Annotated in this window: 17 protein-coding genes; 5 read left to right on the top strand and 12 right to left on the bottom strand. The window is 56.8% G+C overall.

What is annotated here, in order from left to right:
• The first annotated feature begins 33 nt into the window (after positions 1-33).
• From QPM17_RS12070 to QPM17_RS12055, 4 genes are read left to right on the top strand one after another with little or no spacing between them, the layout of a single operon-like run.
• Positions 34-726, top strand: coding sequence for a tetratricopeptide repeat protein (locus QPM17_RS12070; RefSeq protein ID WP_285391005.1), 693 nt, complete (start codon positions 34-36; stop codon positions 724-726).
• The gene (locus tag QPM17_RS12065) at positions 723-992 is read left to right on the top strand and encodes a hypothetical protein (protein WP_285391004.1); all 270 of its coding nucleotides are present in this window, start codon (positions 723-725) and stop codon (positions 990-992) included. The genes QPM17_RS12070 and QPM17_RS12065 overlap by 4 nt, the downstream gene beginning before the upstream one ends.
• Entirely contained in the window at positions 979-2787 is a 1809-nt protein-coding gene (locus tag QPM17_RS12060; protein WP_285391003.1) for a Tad domain-containing protein, read from the top strand. The genes QPM17_RS12065 and QPM17_RS12060 overlap by 14 nt, the downstream gene beginning before the upstream one ends.
• Before the next feature lie 29 nt (positions 2788-2816).
• Positions 2817-4901: a sensor domain-containing diguanylate cyclase gene (locus QPM17_RS12055; RefSeq protein WP_285391002.1), complete on the top strand. Its 2085-nt coding sequence runs from the start codon at positions 2817-2819 to the stop codon at positions 4899-4901.
• 11 nt (positions 4902-4912) lie between these two features.
• On the opposite strand, the gene QPM17_RS12050 is transcribed toward QPM17_RS12055, so the two are convergent.
• The 8 genes from QPM17_RS12050 to QPM17_RS12015 form a co-directional block, all read right to left on the bottom strand.
• Positions 4913-6235, bottom strand: a complete 1323-nt coding sequence (locus QPM17_RS12050) for a DASH family cryptochrome (protein ID WP_285391001.1) — start codon at positions 6233-6235, stop codon at positions 4913-4915.
• A gap of 91 nt (positions 6236-6326) precedes the next feature.
• Positions 6327-7043 (bottom strand): ABC transporter ATP-binding protein, encoded by a 717-nt coding sequence (locus QPM17_RS12045; RefSeq protein ID WP_285391000.1) that lies wholly within the window; start codon positions 7041-7043, stop codon positions 6327-6329.
• Positions 7040-7783: an ABC transporter ATP-binding protein gene (locus QPM17_RS12040; RefSeq protein WP_285390999.1), complete on the bottom strand. Its 744-nt coding sequence runs from the start codon at positions 7781-7783 to the stop codon at positions 7040-7042. Before QPM17_RS12040 ends, QPM17_RS12045 begins: the two co-directional genes overlap by 4 nt.
• A 13-nt stretch (positions 7784-7796) precedes the next feature.
• Positions 7797-8774 carry a branched-chain amino acid ABC transporter permease gene (locus QPM17_RS12035; protein WP_285390998.1) on the bottom strand — a complete coding sequence of 326 codons (978 nt, stop codon included), beginning with the start codon at positions 8772-8774 and terminating at the stop codon, positions 7797-7799.
• Positions 8764-9636, bottom strand: a complete 873-nt coding sequence (locus QPM17_RS12030) for a branched-chain amino acid ABC transporter permease (RefSeq protein WP_285390997.1) — start codon at positions 9634-9636, stop codon at positions 8764-8766. Before QPM17_RS12030 ends, QPM17_RS12035 begins: the two co-directional genes overlap by 11 nt.
• 99 nt (positions 9637-9735) lie before the next feature.
• On the bottom strand, positions 9736-10995 hold the full coding sequence (locus tag QPM17_RS12025; protein ID WP_285390996.1) for an amino acid ABC transporter substrate-binding protein: 1260 nt from the start codon (positions 10993-10995) through the stop codon (positions 9736-9738).
• Between the two features lie 268 nt (positions 10996-11263).
• Positions 11264-12385 carry an alkene reductase gene (locus QPM17_RS12020; RefSeq protein WP_285390995.1) on the bottom strand — a complete coding sequence of 374 codons (1122 nt, stop codon included), beginning with the start codon at positions 12383-12385 and terminating at the stop codon, positions 11264-11266.
• A gap of 75 nt (positions 12386-12460) precedes the next feature.
• Positions 12461-13048, bottom strand: a complete 588-nt coding sequence (locus QPM17_RS12015) for a TetR/AcrR family transcriptional regulator (RefSeq protein WP_285390994.1) — start codon at positions 13046-13048, stop codon at positions 12461-12463.
• An 89-nt stretch (positions 13049-13137) separates the two neighbouring features.
• Here QPM17_RS12015 and QPM17_RS12010 point away from each other — a divergent pair, with 89 nt between their 5' ends.
• Positions 13138-14250, top strand: coding sequence for an S-(hydroxymethyl)glutathione dehydrogenase/class III alcohol dehydrogenase (locus QPM17_RS12010; RefSeq protein WP_285390993.1), 1113 nt, complete (start codon positions 13138-13140; stop codon positions 14248-14250).
• 56 nt (positions 14251-14306) lie between these two features.
• On the opposite strand, the gene QPM17_RS12005 is transcribed toward QPM17_RS12010, so the two are convergent.
• From QPM17_RS12005 to QPM17_RS11990, 4 genes are all read right to left on the bottom strand, one after another.
• Complete coding sequence (locus QPM17_RS12005) at positions 14307-14891, bottom strand: antibiotic biosynthesis monooxygenase (RefSeq protein ID WP_285390992.1); 585 nt, start codon at positions 14889-14891, stop codon at positions 14307-14309.
• Entirely contained in the window at positions 14888-16495 is a 1608-nt protein-coding gene (locus tag QPM17_RS12000) for a methyl-accepting chemotaxis protein (protein WP_285390991.1), read from the bottom strand. Before QPM17_RS12000 ends, QPM17_RS12005 begins: the two co-directional genes overlap by 4 nt.
• 65 nt (positions 16496-16560) lie before the next feature.
• Positions 16561-17889 carry a DUF1329 domain-containing protein gene (locus QPM17_RS11995; protein WP_285390990.1) on the bottom strand — a complete coding sequence of 443 codons (1329 nt, stop codon included), beginning with the start codon at positions 17887-17889 and terminating at the stop codon, positions 16561-16563.
• Between the two features lie 15 nt (positions 17890-17904).
• Positions 17905-19806 carry a DUF1302 family protein gene (locus QPM17_RS11990; RefSeq protein WP_285390989.1) on the bottom strand — a complete coding sequence of 634 codons (1902 nt, stop codon included), beginning with the start codon at positions 19804-19806 and terminating at the stop codon, positions 17905-17907.
• Positions 19807-19839: the final 33 nt, after the last annotated feature.

Below are 19839 nucleotides of genomic sequence, written 5' to 3'. Positions count from 1 at the left end.
CGAATGCGAAAAAGAAACCTGTCAGGAGACATTATGGCAACACACAAAAGCACGAGCAGTCGCGGAGTCTTGCTGCTGGCTATCTCACTGGCAGTATCCGGTTGCGCCACACTGGGACCCGATGGCGGCCCATCCGGAGATTCGCTGCCACCGGTGAGTTGCACCACAAAACTGCAACCGGAGCACCAGCTGCAGCTGGATGCAGTGGATTCCCTGATGTCCCGGTCCCAGCCGTACGCGGCGCTGGCGAAGCTGGAGAGTGAAGGTCTGGCGACCGCGCAACACTGGATCAGGCGTGGCCAACTGCTGGCGTCAACCAATCAGCTTGCTGAAGCGGAAGACGTTTTCCAGGCGCTGGCCACGAACTGTGACTCCGCAATGGGGCATCACGGGCTGGGGCTGGTCTACCTGAAGCAGTACAAATTCGAGCAAGGCGTCAGTGAACTCAGGAAGGCAAGGAAGTTGCGCCCATCATCACCCGACGTTCGCAACGACTATGGATACGCCCTCCTGTTGACCGGCGGATACCACAGTGCAGTGTTCGAACTGCGTACGGCGTTTGAGCTGGCTAATGGCGAGGGGGCGGTACGCCAGAACCTGGCAGCCGGCTACATCATTACCGACGACCGCTCTGGTCTTGCCATGCTCAGGGATCAGTACGATCTGTCCATGGACGAAGTTGCCCATGCTGAAAAACTTGCCGCCAGAATCAGGAGTGAAAAATGAAGTCACTGTTATTGCTGTGCCTGGTGTTGTGGCCATTGTCCGTATTCAGCCAGGACCAGCCGGAGTATGGTCTCTCTGGCTCTGTTATTGTGGATGAGCCGGTGCCGGAAACCCGTGACCGGCTGAACCGCCAGGCAAAATCCGGCGCGCAGGAAGAAAGCGAACTGTCTGTCCAGTCCTATGTGGACAGCCAGGAACGGATCGCTGAAACCTTCCGCCGGGCTATTCCCGACAGGATAGCGGGGTCGGCCCGTGGTGAGGATTAACAGCCTTCGGAGCCAGCGTGGGGCGCTGATTTTTGTCGCCCCACTGGCTGTTTCTGTCATCGTTCTGATGATGGTGCTGGCGGTGGATGGCGCTCGTCTGCTGGCCCTGCAATCGGAAATGCAGAACCAGGTTAACGCCGCTGCCAGTGCGGCCGCAGACGGAGCCCAGGCATGTGGCGGCCCGGATGTAGAAATGACCACCATATCGTCGAGAGCCCTCGACGCTGCCAAAGCCGCAGGATACGACGGAGCCGATGATGCGCTGTCGGTCATCCCCGGTGTGCTGGAGTCCACTGACGAAAATACGGATCTTGTGTTTCGCCGTGTGCCGGAATCGGCCCTGAATCGCAGCAATGGTGTCCGGGTCTCCATAACCCGTGAGGAGCCCATTTCAAAGCTTTTCCCGGGCGGCCTGTTCGGCACTGTTACCCTGGAAAGGTCCGCGGCTGTGCGCAAGGAAGTGAATGCCATGATCAGCGCAGTCAGCTCTGCTGCTGATATAGAAGGTGGGTTGTTGGGTGGCCTGATCGGGGCGGTGCTGGGCGACCCCTCCTATAGCCTTAGCCCCACGCAGCTGGATAGCCTCGAGGATACCCTGATCAATGTGGGAGACCTGCTTGAACGGATGGGTGTTAATGATGTTGCTGACCTGGTCGACGAACCGCTCGTTGATCTGTTGACGGAAGTAACAGGCCTTGTTGGCGGGTCGGCCCAGCCAGCCGGAATGCTTGTGGATGACCTGACCGCTGCGGCTGGCATCAGCGGGCTTTATGTGAGCGATGTGCTTGAAGTGGTTGAGGGCACAAATGTGTCCTCCGATGCCAGCTTCCCGCTGTACGATCTGGTGATCAGTACTGTCATGAACAGTGCCAGGGTTTTGAGTGGCTCCGGATCGCTTCTTGGGCTGGATCTCGATACGTCCGAATCGACCCTGTTGCAGGGCCTGGTCAGTTCAACCGATGAACTTGCAAACCTGGAAGTGGATCTGGGCCTGCATGTGGCGGATGCCCCGAAAATGGTGTACGGCCCGGCGCGCCAGGACGCGGATGGGCAGTGGGTTACCCGTGTCCGTTCCGCGGATATCCGGTTGGAGGCCATCGTCAGTGCAGGGCTGAGCAAGAGTGGAATCAATAGCCTTGTTTCGACATTGTCTCTCGGTCTCGTCGACATCGACCTTCTGGATAACATTGTTATCCCTCTGGCCGTTCAGGCTGGTGGCGGAAGTGCCAGTCTTGTTTCCGGAGAGTGTGCCGTTGGAGGCAACGACAACGATGTTTCCCTGGGTTTTGACATGATCGATACCGCAGCGGATGTCGAGACGGGAAGGGTGGATCCTGCTACTGGTCTGGTGAACCCCGAGCCGGTTCAGGCAGAGATACTGGAGGCCAAGTTGCTTGGTGTATCTGTGGCCAAGCTGTGTGCCGATGTTGGGCTGGCCATTGATCTGTACAGTGAGAGTGTTTCTCCGTCGGTGATTGAGAACTATCCTCTTCAATGCCTGGACGGAGAGTGTGCCAGCCGCAAAGCCACATCCGATGGCTTTGCGGATGAGTTCAGTTCTGATGTAACGGTTACTTCACTGAGCCTCACCTGCGACAGCAGCAGTGATCTGACTACCCTGATGAACACCCTTCTGGTACCGGTCACCGATGTTGTCAGTGAGGTTGTGGAAAGCCTGGTTGCTCCCCTGCTGGCATCCCTCGGTGTGAATCCCGGCAACATGTCGGTGACGGTTGTGAACGCTAACCAAAACACAACACAACTCGTTGAAAATGTGTCTATAGTGGAGCAATAAACCCATTCTCAGGCACGGACGGCGCACGCGTGGGCTCAACGGTATCGGATTATTGGACGCTATTTTCAGAGAATGTCCTGGCAGTTGCGCTTCTGCTTCTGACGGCCATTCTGGCAGCGCTGTTGGTATTTTCCCTGTTGGGGTACCGGCGCCTGAATCGTCGGGTTCAGGGGCTCAACCTTGAAATGGGTTCGGCCAGCCGGTCCCTTCGCAATGCGGATCGGGATCTCCGGGCGCTTTTCGATCAGTCTGCCATCGCGGTAATGCTGCTGGACAGAACGAGCAAATCGGTCCTGTACGCCAATGAGACCGCCATGATGGCTTTTGGCGTTAAAACGGAAGAGCAACTGACGACCGAGGTGATGCAGAAGCCGGACGCCTGGTCGAGTTCTCCCTTCAGCCTGCTGGACTTCGAGGACATCATTTACAAGACGGACCGTTCCGGTCTGCAGAAATTCGAGTGGTATTTCGAAGCCCGAGGCCGTCGTCCGGTCTGGCTCGACAGCTCGCTCTCCATCATTTCCTATAAGGGCGGTCAGGCACTGATGTTCACCGGAGTGAACATCACTGACCGCAAACACGCCGAAAAAGCCGACCACTATCGCCACAAGGCCATGATATCCATGGCCAACGACAATGGCTTGCACGTGACTCTCGATCACCTGTCTGCGATGGCAGAAACCCGCATGGCGAATGCACGCTGTGGCGTCATGGTACATAACGTTGAGGCTGCCCGGCTGCGCTGGGTTGGGGGGCGGTTACTTCCAGAAGCGTTCCGGGAAAGCCTGGATGGGTTGCCCGTCGCTTTCGGTGCAGCCAGCAGCGGAACGGCGGTGTATATCCGCGGGAGGGTAGTAACCCGGGATATCTATTCCGATGACCGCTGGGAGGGGTATCGTGAAGAGGCCGAGAGCGCAGGATTGCGGGCTTGCTGGTCGGAACCGATTATTGGAAGTGGTGGCGAGTTACTGGGTACCTTTGACGTCTATCACGATGAGCCATGGACCCCGGGAGATGACGACATTGACGCCCTGACGGATCCTATCGCCATTGCGAGTCTGGCCATTGAGCGTCACCAGGCGAAAGTACAGTTGGAACAGATGGTGCTTTCCGAGCAAATGGTTCGCCGCATCAGTACGGATTTATTGACCCTGGATCCGGACAAGACCGACACGGGCCTGACCAGAACCTGTCGGACCCTGGGGGAATTCTACCGGGCAGACAGGGTATTCCTGTGTCAGCTGGATGATGTCAGCCGACAGCTCTGGATCAGCCACGATTGGGCAGGTGAAGGTTTTGGTTCACTGCGTCAGGAGGCGGTCAGAAAGCATCCGGTGATTCCCAACAGCCTGAATAAGGTCTTCGACGGTAGACCAACAGTCGTACTTCGGGACGAAAGCGAGATTCCCCCACAGTTGGAGTTTCTCCAGGAACTGCTGGAGTTGGGCCAGAAACAGTCGGTACTGCTGGCCGTGGTACACAGGGGCGACAGGGTCTCGGGCATCCTGGGGATTCAGATGACCGCGGTCGTCAACCCATGGACGCCGCAGAGAGCGCAGACGGCAGAACTGATGGCCAACCTGTTTGGCAGTGCGCTGGATCGCAGCCAGTTGCTGAATTCGCTGACCTACCAGGCTGTCCATGATCAACTGACCGGCCTGTACAATCGCCACAAGATTGAAAGTTTCATGGACCAGGAGGTAGCACGCTGTACCCGGTATGGCAGCACCTTTTCCCTCATCATTTTTGACCTGGACCACTTCAAGTCCATTAACGACCGTTTCGGCCATAATGAAGGAGATGCGGTGCTGTCGGGAGTCTCCTCTCTGGTCAGAAACGGCCTTCGTGAATCCGAAATTGCGGGTCGCTGGGGAGGTGAAGAGTTCCTGATTATTCTGCCGGAAACCTCCCTGGATCTTGCTGTTCCGGTTGCCGAGCGCTTGAAAGGCAGCATTGAAAGCCATCGTTTCCCGATTCCCGAGCGGGTCACCGTCAGCGTGGGGGTCTCGGCGTTTCGGCCCGGTGATACGCCGCATGAGCTGATCCAGCGAGCCGATGCCGCACTCTACAACGCCAAGGAGTCCGGAAGGAACTGTGTAAAGTCCACGTTCTAGATTCCTGAGAATCAAAGGGGCCAGTCTGCCGCGTCGACGGTGTGCAGACCAACCGGCTGGGCTGCATTGCCTCGCCAGTGTCTGACGAAGTCACCCGCCGGGTCAAACTGGCGTGCCTGTTTATCCAGGTTGAAATGCCGCGGGCCTTTGGGGTCGGCGCCGACACCGGCCAGGTACTGCCAGTTGCCGTAGTTGCTGGCGACGTCATAGTCCACCAGCTGTTCTTCGAACCAGGCAGCGCCGTAACGCCAGTCCAGTTCCAGTTCGTTGATCAGGCAACTGGCGACAATCTGCCGGCTGCGGTTGCTGATATAACCGGTTTCCCGCAACTGGTTCATGGCTGCGTTCACCAGCGGGTATTCCGTGCTGCCGGCACACCAGGCCTTGAAACGGTGGGGATAGAAGGAAGCAGAGCGCTTTTTCTGTTGTACGCCATCCCGGCGAAACAGGTCCGAGCCGTGCTTCAGTGCATACCAGTGGAAATACTCTCGCCACAGTAATTCGAACCACAGCCAGTAAGTGGACTCGTTTTTAACGTGGTTTTCCTCATACTCGCTGATGGTATCCGCGACTTCGCGGGCAGAGAGTGAGCCATTCGCCAGCCAGGGCGATAAACGGGACGATGCCCCGGCCGCGTCCAGCGCGTTGCGGGTTTCCTTATAGTGGTCGATGTGGTGGTTGACGAACAGATAGTCGTGCAGGTGTTCCAGGCCTGCCGATTCACCGCCGCTGAAGCTGACCGGGTGCCGGGGATCGGTAATTGCCGGGCACTCACCACGGTTGTCTTCCGGATAACCGGGCGCTGGTGGCAGCGCTGTCAGTGTGCGAATGCGCAGGCGTTCAGAATTGCACTCGCCGGCCTTTTCAACCTCTTTGCGGAATCTGGAGAAGGTATCCGGCAGGCCCTCCAGATCCATCGGAAGGGTGCCTTCGGTGAACAGGCTCAGGGTCTCGAACTGTTGGAAGACGGTTTTCGGTAGCTTATCCCTGATGGCCCGCCATTGGTCGGCTTCCCGTGTGCCGGGCAGGCGGGAGCGAACCACCCGTCCGATACGATGGTTGTGCACCAGTTCCGGAATCACCTCTTCAGGATCACCAAAGGCAATATGCAACCGTTGCCCCAGTGGCCGCAGGTTACGCTCCAGCGCCATCAGACTCTGCCACATGAAACGCCAGCGATGACTGCCCAGGGTTCTGCACTGAAATGGGCCTGGGCTAAACCAGCGTGGGTTCACCACATACACACAAAGCAGCATGTCTGACTTCGAGGCGGCCAGTAGGGCTGCGTTGTCATGAAGTCGCAAGTCCCGTGTAAACCAGTAGAGGGTGGACAAGATCAGAGAACCTCACCGAAAGATATGGATGAGGAATGGTACGCTGTGTTGATGGGAATAGATTGTCTCGGAGAGATTGCAGTGATTCCCTTCAGGTGCCCCCCATATAGATTGACATCAAATGATTATCGTCTCTGATGTCCTCTTGAGTACCTGCAAATTTACGTTTACCGCCCGCAAAGATATAAACACTGTCGGCGACGGGTAAAGCTTCACGGATATTCTGCTCCACCATGATGACGCCGACCCCTCGCTCCTTCAGGCCGACGACTCTCTCCATGGTTTCGTGGACCAGCGCTGGTGAGAGTCCGGCGGATGGCTCGTCCAGCATTACGAAAGCAGGGTCTGTTACCAGGGCCCGTGCGATGGCCACCATCATCTGTTCCCCGCCTGACAGGGAGCCGGCCGGGGTATTTCTGCGGCGCTGCAGGTTCGGGTAATCGGCAATCAGGGATTCAATGCGCTCTTCGATGAGCTGCTTGTTGTTTAGCGCATACCCGCCCATCCTGAGATTTTCCATGACGGTAAATCGCGGAAACACACCCCCACCCTGGGGCATCATCACAATGCCTTTACTCACCATGGTGTGCACCGGCAATCCGGTGATCTCGGTACCGCCGAGTGTTATCCGCCCGGACCACGCTGGCAGGAGACCGGCAATTGCCTTTATGACAGTGGACTTTCCGCTGCCATTGGGGCCGAAAATACAGGTTATCTGCCCCGGCGGTGCAGAGACGGTAATGTCATGCACTATCTCTTGTTTGCCGTAACCGGTAACCAGGTTGTCGACTCTCAGCTCGTTGCTCATGTGCGCCCCAGGTAGGCTTGTTGGACCTTGCTGTCGCTGGCGATGGTGTCGAAATCGCCTTCCGCAACCACTTTGCCCTGATCCATCACCATAAGTCGGTCGCAGATTTCCTTTACCATTTCCATGTCGTGTTCAATCACCAGAAAAGTGATGCCGGTTTTTCGTAATCGCTGTATGGCATCCAGAATTATCTGGCGAATGTTCGGATGAACGCCGGCGGTGACTTCATCGAGCAGAATCACTTTCGGGTCCCGTACGCAGACCCGCCCGAATTCCACAAGTTTCTGCTGACCGCCGGAAAGCTCCGATGCCAGATTGTCGACCACGTGACTGATTTCCAGCATTTCCAGAGTGCTTTCCATCCTCTCACGGGCACGCTTCCAGTCCCCTTCGACGGCGGCCGCCAGCAGGTTGTCCCTGACCGTCATGTTGAGAAACAGGGAGGGAATCTGAAAGGTCCTGCTTATGCCGGTACGGGCGATTTTCCAGGTGGGCCAGCCAGTAACGTCGATTCCCTGCAAGCGTATCTTTCCGGTGTCAGGCTTTTGTCCGCCTGCCGCAAGACTGAACAGCGTCGATTTGCCGCTGCCATTGGGACCAATCACCCCGACGACTTCACCAGCATCGGCGGAGAGCGAAACGTCGTCGACTGCGGTAATTCCACCGAAGTGCTTGCTAACCGACTCTATGGCCAGTGGCGGATACTCTGGTGACTCGGCTTTATGGGACGCAGATGACATCAGAAGCCCTCTCCTATAGTTTGCCGAGAATTCGGGAAATAAGTTCTTTGCCGCGTTGGCGTCCCACGATAAGGCTGATCAATCCGTTGGGCAGGAACAGAACCACCAGCGCTATAATAACGCCGAGGATGGGAAGGTAAATGACGGTGTCCCCGAAGGTCGACCAGATGTAACGATTGGTGATCCAGAGTAATACACCCCCCAGAGCCGGGCCCCAGACAGTTCCAAGTCCACCGAGAAGCACCATGACAACCATCTGGTCGGTAATCTCCGGCCCCATGACGGAATAGGGATCGATATAGGTTGTCCAGTAGGCGTAGATGCTTCCGAAAAGCGCGGTGATCGCTGCCGAGAGTGCGAATGACTGGACCTTGACCAGGTTTGTCCGGATGCCAAGTGACTCGGCCGCCGGCTCATCATCCCGCAATGCCTTGATTCTGAATCCGAAGCGTGAGCGTTCGATTAACAGCCAGACGCCGATGAAGCTCGCTGCTGATGCGATCAGCATGGTGTAGTAGAAGAAAAATTCATTCAGGTAGGCCGGCAGGGAGAGCCCGGCTGTGCCACCGGTAAAGTCGAGCACAGTGGCCAGTTGTAGCAGCATTTCGGCGAACGCCCAGGTTGCGATGGCAAAATAGGCACCCCTGAGCCGCATGGTCGGCCCGCCAATGGCCACAGCGACGGCGATAGACAGAATGATCGCAGGCAGCAGGGTAACAAAGAATGAGGCGCCAATATTGGACTGCATCAGGATGGCCGTGGTGTAGGCGCCGATTCCGAAGAATGCCGAGTGCCCGAAGCTGATATACCCTGCGTAGCCACCCACAATGTTCCAGGCACAGGCCAGACCGGCCCACATAAGCGCGCCGGTGGCAATTCTCAGAGTGTAAGAGTCGATAAAGGCGGGCAGTACTGTAAGGGCGATCACCACGGCGCCGATCAGGAGTGCCCGGACGATAAGTTTCGGGGTCAGAACAGGTTTAGATGCCACGTCCCAGAACTCCTTTGGGTGCAACCAGAAGGACAAGGTACAAGGTTCCGAAAACAATCAGTAAGGAATATCGGGCCCCAATATAGGTGGCGACATAGGCTTCAAGCAGGCCGAGAGCCAGACCGGCGACCAGAACGCCACCAACCGAACCGAGACCAGCGAGTACGGCGACAAAGAATGCAAAGAGTGTGTAGCGGATGCCGACGCTGGGGTTGACGGAATAGATGGTTGCAATCAGCACTCCGGCGGATGCGGTCAAAGCGGTATAGATACCATATACCCAGGCGGAAACCCGCTTTACATCTACCCCCATCAAGCCGGCATGGTCGTGGTTTTGTGCCAGCGCCCTGACGGCCATGCCAAAGCGACTCCGGTAGAGCAGAATAAACAGCCCCAGGCTGAATAGCATCGCCAGGAGAAAGGCAGACAATCGCATCAAGGGTATGGTTACGGGGCCCAGGCTCAGGAATTGACCCGACAATACGGAGTCGACGCTGCGGCTGTTGTAGGACCAGAGCCAGAGGGCGCCTCCACGCATGAACAGGAATATACCGAAAGTAAAGGCCAGTGCCATCAGGTCAGGTCGGGCATACCGGCTGGTTCTGACATGGTATATCAGCGGGCCCAGCCCACGACCGATCAACAGGAAAAGCGCGAAAACCAGGAAAATACTGATAAAGGGGTCAATGCCGGCCAGGGTTACCAGCCAATAGGCGGTGTAGCCGCCGAGCATGGTCCAGCCCCCGACAGCAAAGTCGATCACGTGCAGCACGCCGAAGGTCAGTTGGAATCCGATGGTCAGACAAATCAGGATGCCGCCGATCAGGATGCCGTTTACAAGTGTCTGCAGGAAAAGGTCCAAGTCGGTACTCCTTATCCACGCTCGTCATCCACGCTTGTCACAGTCGCCGACAGCCTTTCTTTCAGGAGCGCTGTCGGCGACTGTACATCCGGCCCTGTGTCACGAAGTGCCGGGAATCGGGTAAACAAGCTCTCCCTTGGACGCATTCTCCGGAGCCACTGGCACAACATCGCCACTCTTGATCTGGACGACAGCCGGCACCGGCTTGGTATTGTTGTGGTAATGACTTCCTTCCTTGGCAAACCCTACTGGGCCGTAAAAGGTCTCAATGTCGGTATCTTCAATGGCCTTGGCGAGTTCCGCACGCGTTCCCTGATCCCAGGGTGGCGCTTTTCCGAGCCGGCGTGCAGCGTCCTGTAGCACAAGGCCACTGGCCGAACAGGCCGCTTCGGTGTAATCCGGCCGTGTTCCCCACCTGGAAAAGGACAGCTCTGAATAGTCGCTTGCAGTCCCGAACAGTTCGTCCTTGTAAGGTAACCCCTCTGTCCACACGGAAACACCGAGAATCCCGTTTGACTCCGGTCCGGTCTCGTTGATGAATGCCGCGGACGTTACACCGTAGTGCATGATGAGGGCCTTGGGCTTGTAATTCAGCGCCTTTGCCGTACTCACAAAATTGATAAAGATATCTTCATGCCCCCCGACAGCCACAATATCCGGGTTGCTCGACTTCAGCTTGGATACAATGGCAGAGAGATCAGAGTTGGCGGGAAACAGCTCGTAACTCAGGAGATCCAAGCCTGACTCTTCGACACCCTTGCGGAAGCCTTCCGCAGTTTCCTTGGAGAAGGGTTCATCAACCCCGATAACCGAAGCGGTTTTTGCCCGGTCGCCAAGGTTTTCCGCCAGTACCACCATGGATTTATCGGTGGTGAGATCCACTGCGGGAATCATGCCGAAGTTGAAGGCGGGTTTTGCAAGCCAGACGTTCGGAGACTCCGCGGAACCGGAAATCATCGGCACCCTGTATTTCTGGCTGATGGGTTGCACTGCGAGGGTGACACCAGAGGTATAGGGGCCGAACAGAACATCAACCTCGTCCTGAATGATCAGCCTTTCGGCGGCATCTGCACCGGAAGCGGGTCGAGACTGGGCATCACCATAGAACATTTCCACGGGATACCGTTTTCCCTCAATTTCGATGCCGCCCAGCTTGTTGATTTCTTCGGCCCAGAGATCGTATCCCCGGCGTGTCAGGTTACCGCCGAAACGATTTGCGCCTGATAACGAAGTAACGACACCAACACGAATCTTGTGCTCTTTCGCGTTAACGTTTAGCGCTGGAAAACCAAGGGTCATTGCGCCGGTGCCGAGTAAAGAGTTCCTTAGAAACTTCCTGCGGGAAAATTTATGATTCATGAGCCTGCTCTCCCTTTAATGGGTGCATTCAGGGGCTTGTTGTAAATCTGAATACTTCGTGCTGTTACTCAAAATCAGAGATGCAGTTATTCCAGATACATATTAAGGGTTAGTCCAGATTGCCGACGATTTCAAACCGGATAATCAAACATACCTGGAGAATATTGAGTCTTGGTGTGCGAAGAGTCGCGATGGAAGGAGGGGAAGTCTTTGAATCGGATGCCGCAACGCCGCCTTCCGTTTGGCGGCATTGCGAAAGGGAAAATGTTCAGGCGATGGTTTCAAGCTCTTTCAGAGTCGGATAATCGGTATAGCCGCGCTCATCGCCACCATAGAAAGTGCTGTCGTCCCACTTGTTCAACTCGGCATGCTGGCGAAAGCGCTCTGGCAAATCTGGGTTGGCGATAAATAGACGGCCAAAGGTAACCAGGTCACAACGGCCACTGCCGATGCGCTTGCGGGCTTCTTCAGCGGTATAGGCGCCGTTGGCGATATAAGTACCGTGAAATCCAGCTTGAATGGCATCGATCACTGACTCCGGGCGGCCGTTCGCATGGTTGCCCTGGAAGGAGTCTTCCACGACCTCGATGTAGCTGATGCCCAAAGCGTTCAGCCGCTTCGCGAATTCACCAAAGGTTTCTTCGGGGTCTTCGTCGTACATTGCATTGAAACTGCCGGTCGGGCTGACCCGAACACCCACATTCTCTTTGCCCCAGACGTCGATCACGGCTTCTATTACCATCAGTGGCAGACGCATCCTGTTCTCAACCGAACCGCCGAATTCATCGCTGCGCTGGTTGCTGCCGCTCTTGAGAAACTGGTCCAGCAGGTAGCCGTTGGCGGCGTGTACTTCAACACCATCAAAGCCGGCGGCTTTGGCGTTCAGTGCGCCCTGGCGATACTGTTCTACGATGTCTGCCATCTCGCTCGTTTCCAGAGCTCGGGGCTCGGGGACGTCCACCATGCCGGAATCGGCGCTGATGAATGTCTTGGCACCCTCGGGTTTGATCGCCGATGGCGCTACAGGCTGTTTGCCGTCGGGCTGCAGAGCCGTATGGGAAATGCGACCGACGTGCCAAAGCTGCATATGAATGCGACCGCCTGCCATATGCACCGCACTGGTGACTTTGCGCCAGCCCTCAATCTGCTCTTCTGAGTGGATGCCTGGCGTGAATGCATAGCCCTTGCCCTGAGGAGACACCTGGGTGGCCTCACTGATGATCAGGCCGGCGCCCGCACGCTGCTGGTAATACTGAGCATTCATGTCGTTCGGTACGTCTCCAGGCTGACTGGAGCGGGAACGGGTCAAGGGCGACATCAGCACACGGTTGGGCAGTGTTAGGGTGCCGAGATCGTGCGGTTGAAACAGTGCATCGTTTACATTGTTCATTAACCATTCTCCTTCAGGATTATTAAGATGTAATTAGACCAGTCTACTAGTGACTTTGGAAAAAAAGATGTGTGTTCAGCGAATGCCAAGGCATTGATGGAAAAAGACCCGCACAAACCGCTCCATGGGCTCAGTGGATTTCAGAACCTTGGCCCTGAGAATAGCGCCTTCCCAGCCGGACAGCAGGAAGCTGGCCACGTCGGCGGGGTTGACGGATTCATCCACGTCCCCTGCCTGACGGGCTTCTTCAATGCAACGTTCGAAGCGCTTCTCCCAGCCCTGGAACACAGTGTCCAGGCGTTTGCGGAAGGTCTCGTTCTGCCCGGCCAATTCCTGGCCAAGGTTGCCGATCAGGCAGCCCCGGGTGAATTCACAGCTGGTCATGGTCTCCAGGCCGGTGTCAAAGTAGGCGCGAAGACGATCCACACAGGAGCGGCTACGGTCATCAAGAATCCGATCAAGCTTGGTGTCGTATTCCTGCGCAAAGGTGTCGATGACAGCCAACCCGAAATCGTTCTTACTGCTAAAGTAATGGTAGAACGACCCCTTTGGCACACCGGCAGTGGTCAGCACGGCATTGATGCCGGTAGCACCGAAGCCTTTTTGGCCGATCAGGTCGGCACCGGTGTGAATGATGTGATTGCGCGTGTCGTTGGAGGTCATGGTTGTGATATTAGACCGGTCGTCTACAATGCGTCAAACCTGTAAAACCCGAGACGTTTAATCCCCAATCTTTTTGAAGGAGTCTGCCAGTGATTAAATCCCGTGCTGCGGTGGCGTTTGCCCCCAATAAACCACTGGAAATCGTGGAAGTGGACGTTGAGCCACCCAAAAAAGGTGAAGTGCTGGTTCGCATCGTTGCCACCGGCGTCTGCCATACCGATGCCTATACCCTTTCCGGCGCCGATTCCGAAGGCAACTTCCCGGCAATACTGGGCCATGAAGGTGGCGGCATTGTTGAAGCTGTTGGTGAGGGCGTGACGTCCGTGGAGGTGGGGGATCATGTTATTCCTCTGTACACCGCCGAGTGTGGCAAGTGCAAATTCTGTACCTCTGGGAAGACCAACCTGTGTGGCGCGGTGCGTGAAACCCAGGGTAAAGGTGTGATGCCCGACGGTACCTCCCGTTTTTCCTACAAGGGCGAGCCCATCTATCACTATATGGGCTGTTCCACCTTCTCCGAATACACGGTACTGCCGGAAGTCTCCCTGGCGAAAATTCCCAAGGAAGCACCGCTAGAGAAAGTCTGCCTGCTGGGCTGTGGTGTCACTACCGGTATTGGGGCGGTACTGAACACCGCCAAGGTGGAAGAGGGCGCAACGGTTGCCATCTTTGGTCTCGGCGGAATCGGCCTGGCGGCCATTATCGGTGCCACCATGGCCAAGGCCAGCCGTATCATCGCCATTGATATCAACCCCGGCAAATTCGACATCGCGAAACAGCTGGGTGCCACCGATGTCGTCAATCCCAAGGACTATGACAAGCCAATCCAGGAAGTCATCATTGAAATGACCGATGGCGGCGTGGATTACTCCTTCGAGTGTATCGGCAACGTGAATGTGATGCGTTCAGCCCTGGAGTGCTGCCACAAGGGCTGGGGTGAATCCATTATCATCGGCGTGGCCGGTGCCGGCGAGGAGATCTGTACCCGCCCGTTCCAGCTGGTGACCGGTCGGGTCTGGAAAGGCTCCGCCTTTGGCGGCGTCAAGGGCCGCACCGAGCTGCCCGGTTATGTGGAAAAGGCCGAGAAAGGGGATATTCCTCTGGATGTATTCATTACCCACAACATGCCCCTGGAGGATATCAACGAGGCGTTTGAGTTGATGCATGAGGGCAAGAGTATCCGATCGGTTATTCACTTCTGACAGCACGGCAAAATGCCCTTGATGCCTGGGGCACCGGGCCATGCCAGAGCCGTTGCTCAACGGCTCTGCTTGTTCTTCTCGGGAAACAGCCAGAACGAGAACCAGCGGGTCATTCGCGGCATCAGCACATAGGTCATCAACAGCATGACCACAACGGTGACAATCAGTGTCCTGAGTAGCAGGGGGATACCGGCCAGCAAGTCTCCGAACAGCACAAACACCAGGGTGACCGCCGGATAGAGCGCCAACCAGCTGACGATGGTCATCTTCCATTTGGGGGGCGGCTTCACCGGGTTCTGGCCGGGGAGGGTAAACCAGGTGACAATGCCCGAGGTGACTTCCCGTTCGCTGGGCTGGACCAGCAGGCTCTCAATCTGCTCCAGCAGTTCAGCGCGTTCTTCGGACTCTTCCCAGGCAGTCAGGGTTTCCCTGTCCCGGAACCTGAACACAATGCGGTATTCCGGGTCGTCCGCGGATGAAGGGCGAAACATGGTTGCGCCGAGATAACCCGGAAAAGCCGACGCTCTTTCGGTCATCCGGCTGCTCAGTTTCTCGAATTCGGCCTCCTGCCCTTTTTTTACCCTTCGTGAAACGACAACGGTCAGGGGAGAAGTGATTTCTGCATTTGCGTCCTCGGTCATGACTCGCCTTCCTTTAGATGTACCTGTCGAACGTTGTTGGCAGGGGCAGGCATCAGGTGTCTTATCAGCAGTTGCTGGCGGCCGGCATGATAGCCCACTGCCTCGCCTGCTTTGACGGTATCCACAAGCTGTTCACTTGTCTTGATGGCAAGCTGATGAATATCGTGCACTTCCTGGTTGAGCTGCGATACAGTCTGGCTCTGCTGCTCGCTGGCGGCTGCAATCTGCTGGTTGAGGCTGTCGCTTTCAGTAATGCCCGCCACGATATTGCTGATTGCTTCGGCGCTGGCGGACACCTGCTCGACACTGGTGGCTGACTGCCGCTTGCCCTTTTCGATAGACTCCACAACCCGTTGTGAGCCTTCCTGCAGGGCGGTGATCATTTCCTGAATCTCATCGGTGGAAGCCTGGGTCCGTTGGGCAAGAGAGCGGACTTCATCGGCAACCACTGCGAATCCGCGACCGCTTTCGCCGGCCCGGGCAGCTTCTATGGCTGCATTCAGGGCAAGTAGATTGGTCTGTTCTGCAATGGCAATGATCACATCCAGAATCCGGCCAATGGACTGGCTGTTCTGGTCCAGCACCTCCACAATCCGACCGGATTCTTCAAGCTCGTGGGCCAGTGTGCGGATACTGTCCTGAGCGGCCGCGGCAGACCGGGCACTGTCCTCTCCGGACTCCCGGTTGCGTGTGCTGAGGGCTGCTGCCTGCTGGGTATTCTCCGAGACGTCACGGATGGTGGCAGTAAATTCCTCAATGGATGTGGCCACGGTAGACAGAGCCGATTGCTGCTGCTCGGATGCATCAGTGCTTCCCTGCAGTAAGGCGTTGGCTCGAAGCACATTGTCTTCAATCTGGCGGCCACTGTCGCGGATCCGGGCCACCATGACTTCGAGCCTTACCTCCACCAGTCGCATGGCAAGTTCGATCTGGCCCACTACACCGGCATTGCCGGTATAGACCAGTTGCTTGATTGGATGGTTGACTACATCGCGGCAACGGTTGAACAGCCGTGTCAGGGGGCGGTTGAGGCTGTAAAGAATCGCAAAAGAAGCGGCGCTGCCGAGGGCAAACAGGGTGGCAGACAGTACCGGCTTGCCGACCAGACCTGCTGCCAGAGATGGGGCGAAACAGAGGGTGGTCGCCAGCCATTGCAGGGTAGCTGGAGCAAGCCTGGGGATTCTCAGGGGTGTAGGCTGCCGGCCCTTGCTACGGGCATGGTAAACCTGTTCAGTGCGCTGAATGGTGGCAGCATCAGGCAGGCGGTAGATGGCCTGATATTCAAGTACGGTGCCGTCGGTGTCGGTAATGGGACTGATAAAGGCATCCAGCCACCAGTCAGACCCATCGGCCGTCCTGTTACGGATCATGCCCATCCACGATTCACCACGGCCGATGGTTTCCCAGAGATCATTGAACGGGCCCTTGGGCATCCCGGGATGTCTGAGCCTGATGAAGGAGCCGGTTTTCAGCTCCTCTTCAGAAAAGCCGCTCATCCGGCAGAATGCCGAGCTGGCGTAGGTGATGCCGCCGTTGCTGTCGGTCAGCACAAGAAGCTGATCATCTGCCTGGTGGGAGTCGGGCAAACGCTCATATCGGGACATCTTGTTCATCCTCCGAAATGAAAAAAGGGCCCGCGCAAGCGGGCCCAAGGGGCTAAGCAACAGCCTTAGCTGCCGGTTGCGCGGAGATGCTGGACGTTGAACATGCTGGGGCGGGACAGCTCAGGATCCACCTGGCCCTTGAACTGGCCTGTCGTGCAGTGACTGGCCTGCACATCGATCATGCTGAAGCTGTCATCGATAGACACGCCGGTTCCCTTGTTCTTCGGCAGGTGGTGGTCCGGGTGTGCCTGGCCGATAGTGAAGGTTTTCCACAGGCTTCCCTTGCGGTCATAGGCAACCGTACGCGGGATGGTGAATGTCTGGGCATCCATGTAGTGAATACGCTTTGACAGCGGGTGGCTTTCATCGACCGGGACCGCTTCAACCTCATAAACCTTGCGCAGCTGCCAGGTGATGTCCGGGAAGCAACCGCCCTGGCCACTGAAGGCCACAACCTGGTAACCGTCACTGTCGCTGTGGGTTTCAGAATCCAGCGTCAGATCGTTGTGGTTATAGAAGGGCATCAGCATGTACCGGGTACCCTTATAGGTCCAGTTCATGTCCGAAATGCGGCCGTTATAACCCTCGAAGTCCTCGATCATCAGGTCAGATCCGAGGAAGGCGTCAGTAACCTGGCCTGTAGCAAGACGACGAACCCGGCGCTGAAAACCGAGGTATAGCCAGGAATTATCGCGCTTCAGATCGTCCGCGGCGCGGTGGATCAGCAACTGGGTATTACGGACGTCGGCCGGGTCCAGCACCTGGACGTAGATGGCGCGGAACAGGTCAGAAGGGTTGGGGGTGATTTCCGGAGTCGGCTCCTGAATCACACGGCCCTTGTAGTTCAGGAAGTGGAAGTTGAACTTGATTGTCCGCTCCACTTTGCCTGAATCCATATCCCGGTACTTCCAGTAGAACGGGTAGATGGCGGCACTGTCTCCCCAGTTGTAGCCATACTTGTAGTTCCACGCCAGTTTTTCGCCGGCTCGCGGGTCATCCGCGCTGGGCTCCTCGGGGAAGGGGCGGCCAGCGCGCCAGCCACTGATCTCACCGACTTCATCACCAAGAGTCACCTGGCCGAGTGCAACCCGGCTAGCTTCAACATAATTCGGGTGCAGGTCGAATGAGGTTGTCTCCCCAACGGTGATGGTGGTCCAGCCCTGCTCGATAAATCCATAGAAGGCCGGATCGATGGCGTCCTTGAACTGCGCAACATTGCTCTGATTGATCACCATGCCGGGCTCGAGGCCCTCAAAGCTCGGTGTTTCAGTCTTGTAGGGATAGAACGAGTCGGTGATTACCGTCTCGTTCGCCAAAGCCGCTGTCGACATCAGGCCAGCGGTGCAGCCTGCCATCAGGAAGCGAAAAACGGATCTTGTCTTTGTCGTAGTCATTTTGTTTCCTCGTTATCAGAAGCTGTAACGCATGGTCAGCTGTAGTTCGTCTTCTTCCTGAGCCATGCCGATGGGGCCTGACTGGAAGCGGCCCAAAGGCTCGTAGCCACCAAGACCGGCGGATTCGCCTTCAGGATGCCCGGGATAGGCGGCGGTGAACGGGTCCCATGGGTTGCAGGTGCGACAGTCATCAAATTCACGGGCACCGGTGCCCACCTTGATGTTCGCACCTGCCGTCACGCGGAAGTTATCGTTGACCAGCCACTCAATGGACGGCGCGATGGCGGTAGCCCCGGCGCGGAAATCGTGGGCGGTGATGATCTGCGGGCTCAGGCGACCGTTCATGTAGAAGCCCTTGATCAGCAATGTGCCGGTCCAGTTTTCTTCCCAGTCAGGAATGCCCGCTTCGCCGAGAAGGCGTTGCTCGCGTTCATGCTCCAGAATGTGTTGGCCAAAAATCTGACCTGAGAACAGGAAGGCCTGGTGTTCATTCAGGAAGGGGATGAAGATGTTCTTGTCAGCACCGACCACGTAGCGGGCCACATCACTTTCGGAGTACAGCTTCTCTTCGAGAGTGTTGGCGAACTCCTCACCGGTGGTGTAGGCAGCCTCAACCCGGAACACGGTATCTATGCCCTGGGAGTAGTAGTCCAGAGAACCACCGAACAGGTTGACTCGCGGGAAATGAATGTCGAAGGCAATCAGGGCTGGCCATACGCCGGTCTCGCCGGTGAAGCCATTCTGTGCCGGGATGCCCCCGCGCAATGATGGCAACTGGGAACGATAGGTCAGGGCATTCAGCGAGAAGCCCAGGTCGCCATAGACACCTTCCATCTTCAGGCCGACCTGGGTATTGGACAGGCTCCAGCTTGGCATATTCGCTTTGCGAATACCGATCTGGCCGGGGCCAAAGTCGGTGGCAATCTCGCCATTGGCGAAGTTGGAAACCGTGCCGCCGTTCTCCCAGAGACTGTTCATGCCGCGGAAGAAACAGCCGGCATCCAGGATGACGTTGGGCTGGCCACACTGGCCGATGTCATGGGGCCGGAATTTGTCAAAATTCCACACCAGCTGGAAGTTGAGGTCGTCAAAGGCGAAGCCGTCGAACACCTCGGTGGGCCCCATACGATAGTCGGTACGGAGGATCCACATGGGAATGCGGATGTCTTCCAGTTCGTCGTAGATGTTGTTGCGGGAGAAGTCCACCGGGTTGATGACGTCCAGAACCCGGAACAGGTCGGTGCGGCCCCAGATCACCTGTTGTTTGCCCAGGCGGGTACTCAGGATATCGCCGTTGGAGAACCTCACATCGAAGTCTGCATAGAGTTCACGGATGAAATCGGCACGGTCGTTGAATTCCTGGAACCGCATGTCGTTGGAGTCCTTGTCCAGGTAACCGTCAATACAGCCCCTTTCGTCCTTGTCACACGGGCGCACCGGTACGCCAAAGCTGACACCGCCGTCCGTGCTGTGCAGGTTTTCACCCAGCACGATCATGCCCTCGTTGGGGTTGTTGGACTCATCGAAGGAATTGGGCAGTTTCAGGCCGCCACCGTGGGGTACTGTGGCATCGGGACCGGCTACCCGGTTTTCCAGCTGCACAGGGCCGCCAGCGTTGCGGCCGTATTCATCATCGTTGAGATCATAAACACCGTCGTAACTGCCCCGAAGGGTGGCGTTGAAGGAGACATTGCTGAATAGGCCAACATCGCCCGCTCTCTTCTCCGCTTCCAGTTGCAGAGTGTTGCGGAACTTGGAAAGCCCTATGCCATCCCGGCCATAGGTCGCATTCTCGTAGAATCCGTTAACCCGGGTATCGTCCTGAGCTACGGCCGTGTTGATCGGAAACAGCGCCAGGGTGGCACTACCCGCAAGGGTATAGCACCAGACCCTCAGGCCTTTTATTGTTGTTTGCATGGCAGGTCCTCATACAGGTTTTATTGGAGTTCG

The organism is Marinobacter azerbaijanicus, from assembly GCF_030250645.1.
GTDB classification, from domain to species: domain Bacteria; phylum Pseudomonadota; class Gammaproteobacteria; order Pseudomonadales; family Oleiphilaceae; genus Marinobacter; species Marinobacter azerbaijanicus.
The sequence above is the reverse complement of the archived record's forward strand: the minus strand, read 5'-3'. Positions and strand labels throughout refer to the sequence as shown.

What these genes read in the sequence shown, in the direction of transcription:
- QPM17_RS12000 (WP_285390991.1), bottom strand. Translation starts at nt 16,495, where the DNA reads ATGTCCCGATATGAGCGTTTGCCCGACTCCCACCAGGCAGATGATCAG.
- QPM17_RS12045 (WP_285391000.1), bottom strand. Translation starts at nt 7,043, where the DNA reads ATGAGCAACGAGCTGAGAGTCGACAACCTGGTTACCGGTTACGGCAAA.
- QPM17_RS12020 (WP_285390995.1), bottom strand. Translation starts at nt 12,385, where the DNA reads ATGAACAATGTAAACGATGCACTGTTTCAACCGCACGATCTCGGCACC.
- QPM17_RS12070 (WP_285391005.1), top strand. Translation starts at nt 34, where the DNA reads ATGGCAACACACAAAAGCACGAGCAGTCGCGGAGTCTTGCTGCTGGCT.
- QPM17_RS11995 (WP_285390990.1), bottom strand. Translation starts at nt 17,889, where the DNA reads ATGACTACGACAAAGACAAGATCCGTTTTTCGCTTCCTGATGGCAGGC.
- QPM17_RS12025 (WP_285390996.1), bottom strand. Translation starts at nt 10,995, where the DNA reads ATGAATCATAAATTTTCCCGCAGGAAGTTTCTAAGGAACTCTTTACTC.
- QPM17_RS12040 (WP_285390999.1), bottom strand. Translation starts at nt 7,783, where the DNA reads ATGTCATCTGCGTCCCATAAAGCCGAGTCACCAGAGTATCCGCCACTG.
- QPM17_RS12065 (WP_285391004.1), top strand. Translation starts at nt 723, where the DNA reads ATGAAGTCACTGTTATTGCTGTGCCTGGTGTTGTGGCCATTGTCCGTA.
- QPM17_RS11990 (WP_285390989.1), bottom strand. Translation starts at nt 19,806, where the DNA reads ATGCAAACAACAATAAAAGGCCTGAGGGTCTGGTGCTATACCCTTGCG.
- QPM17_RS12015 (WP_285390994.1), bottom strand. Translation starts at nt 13,048, where the DNA reads ATGACCTCCAACGACACGCGCAATCACATCATTCACACCGGTGCCGAC.
- QPM17_RS12005 (WP_285390992.1), bottom strand. Translation starts at nt 14,891, where the DNA reads ATGACCGAGGACGCAAATGCAGAAATCACTTCTCCCCTGACCGTTGTC.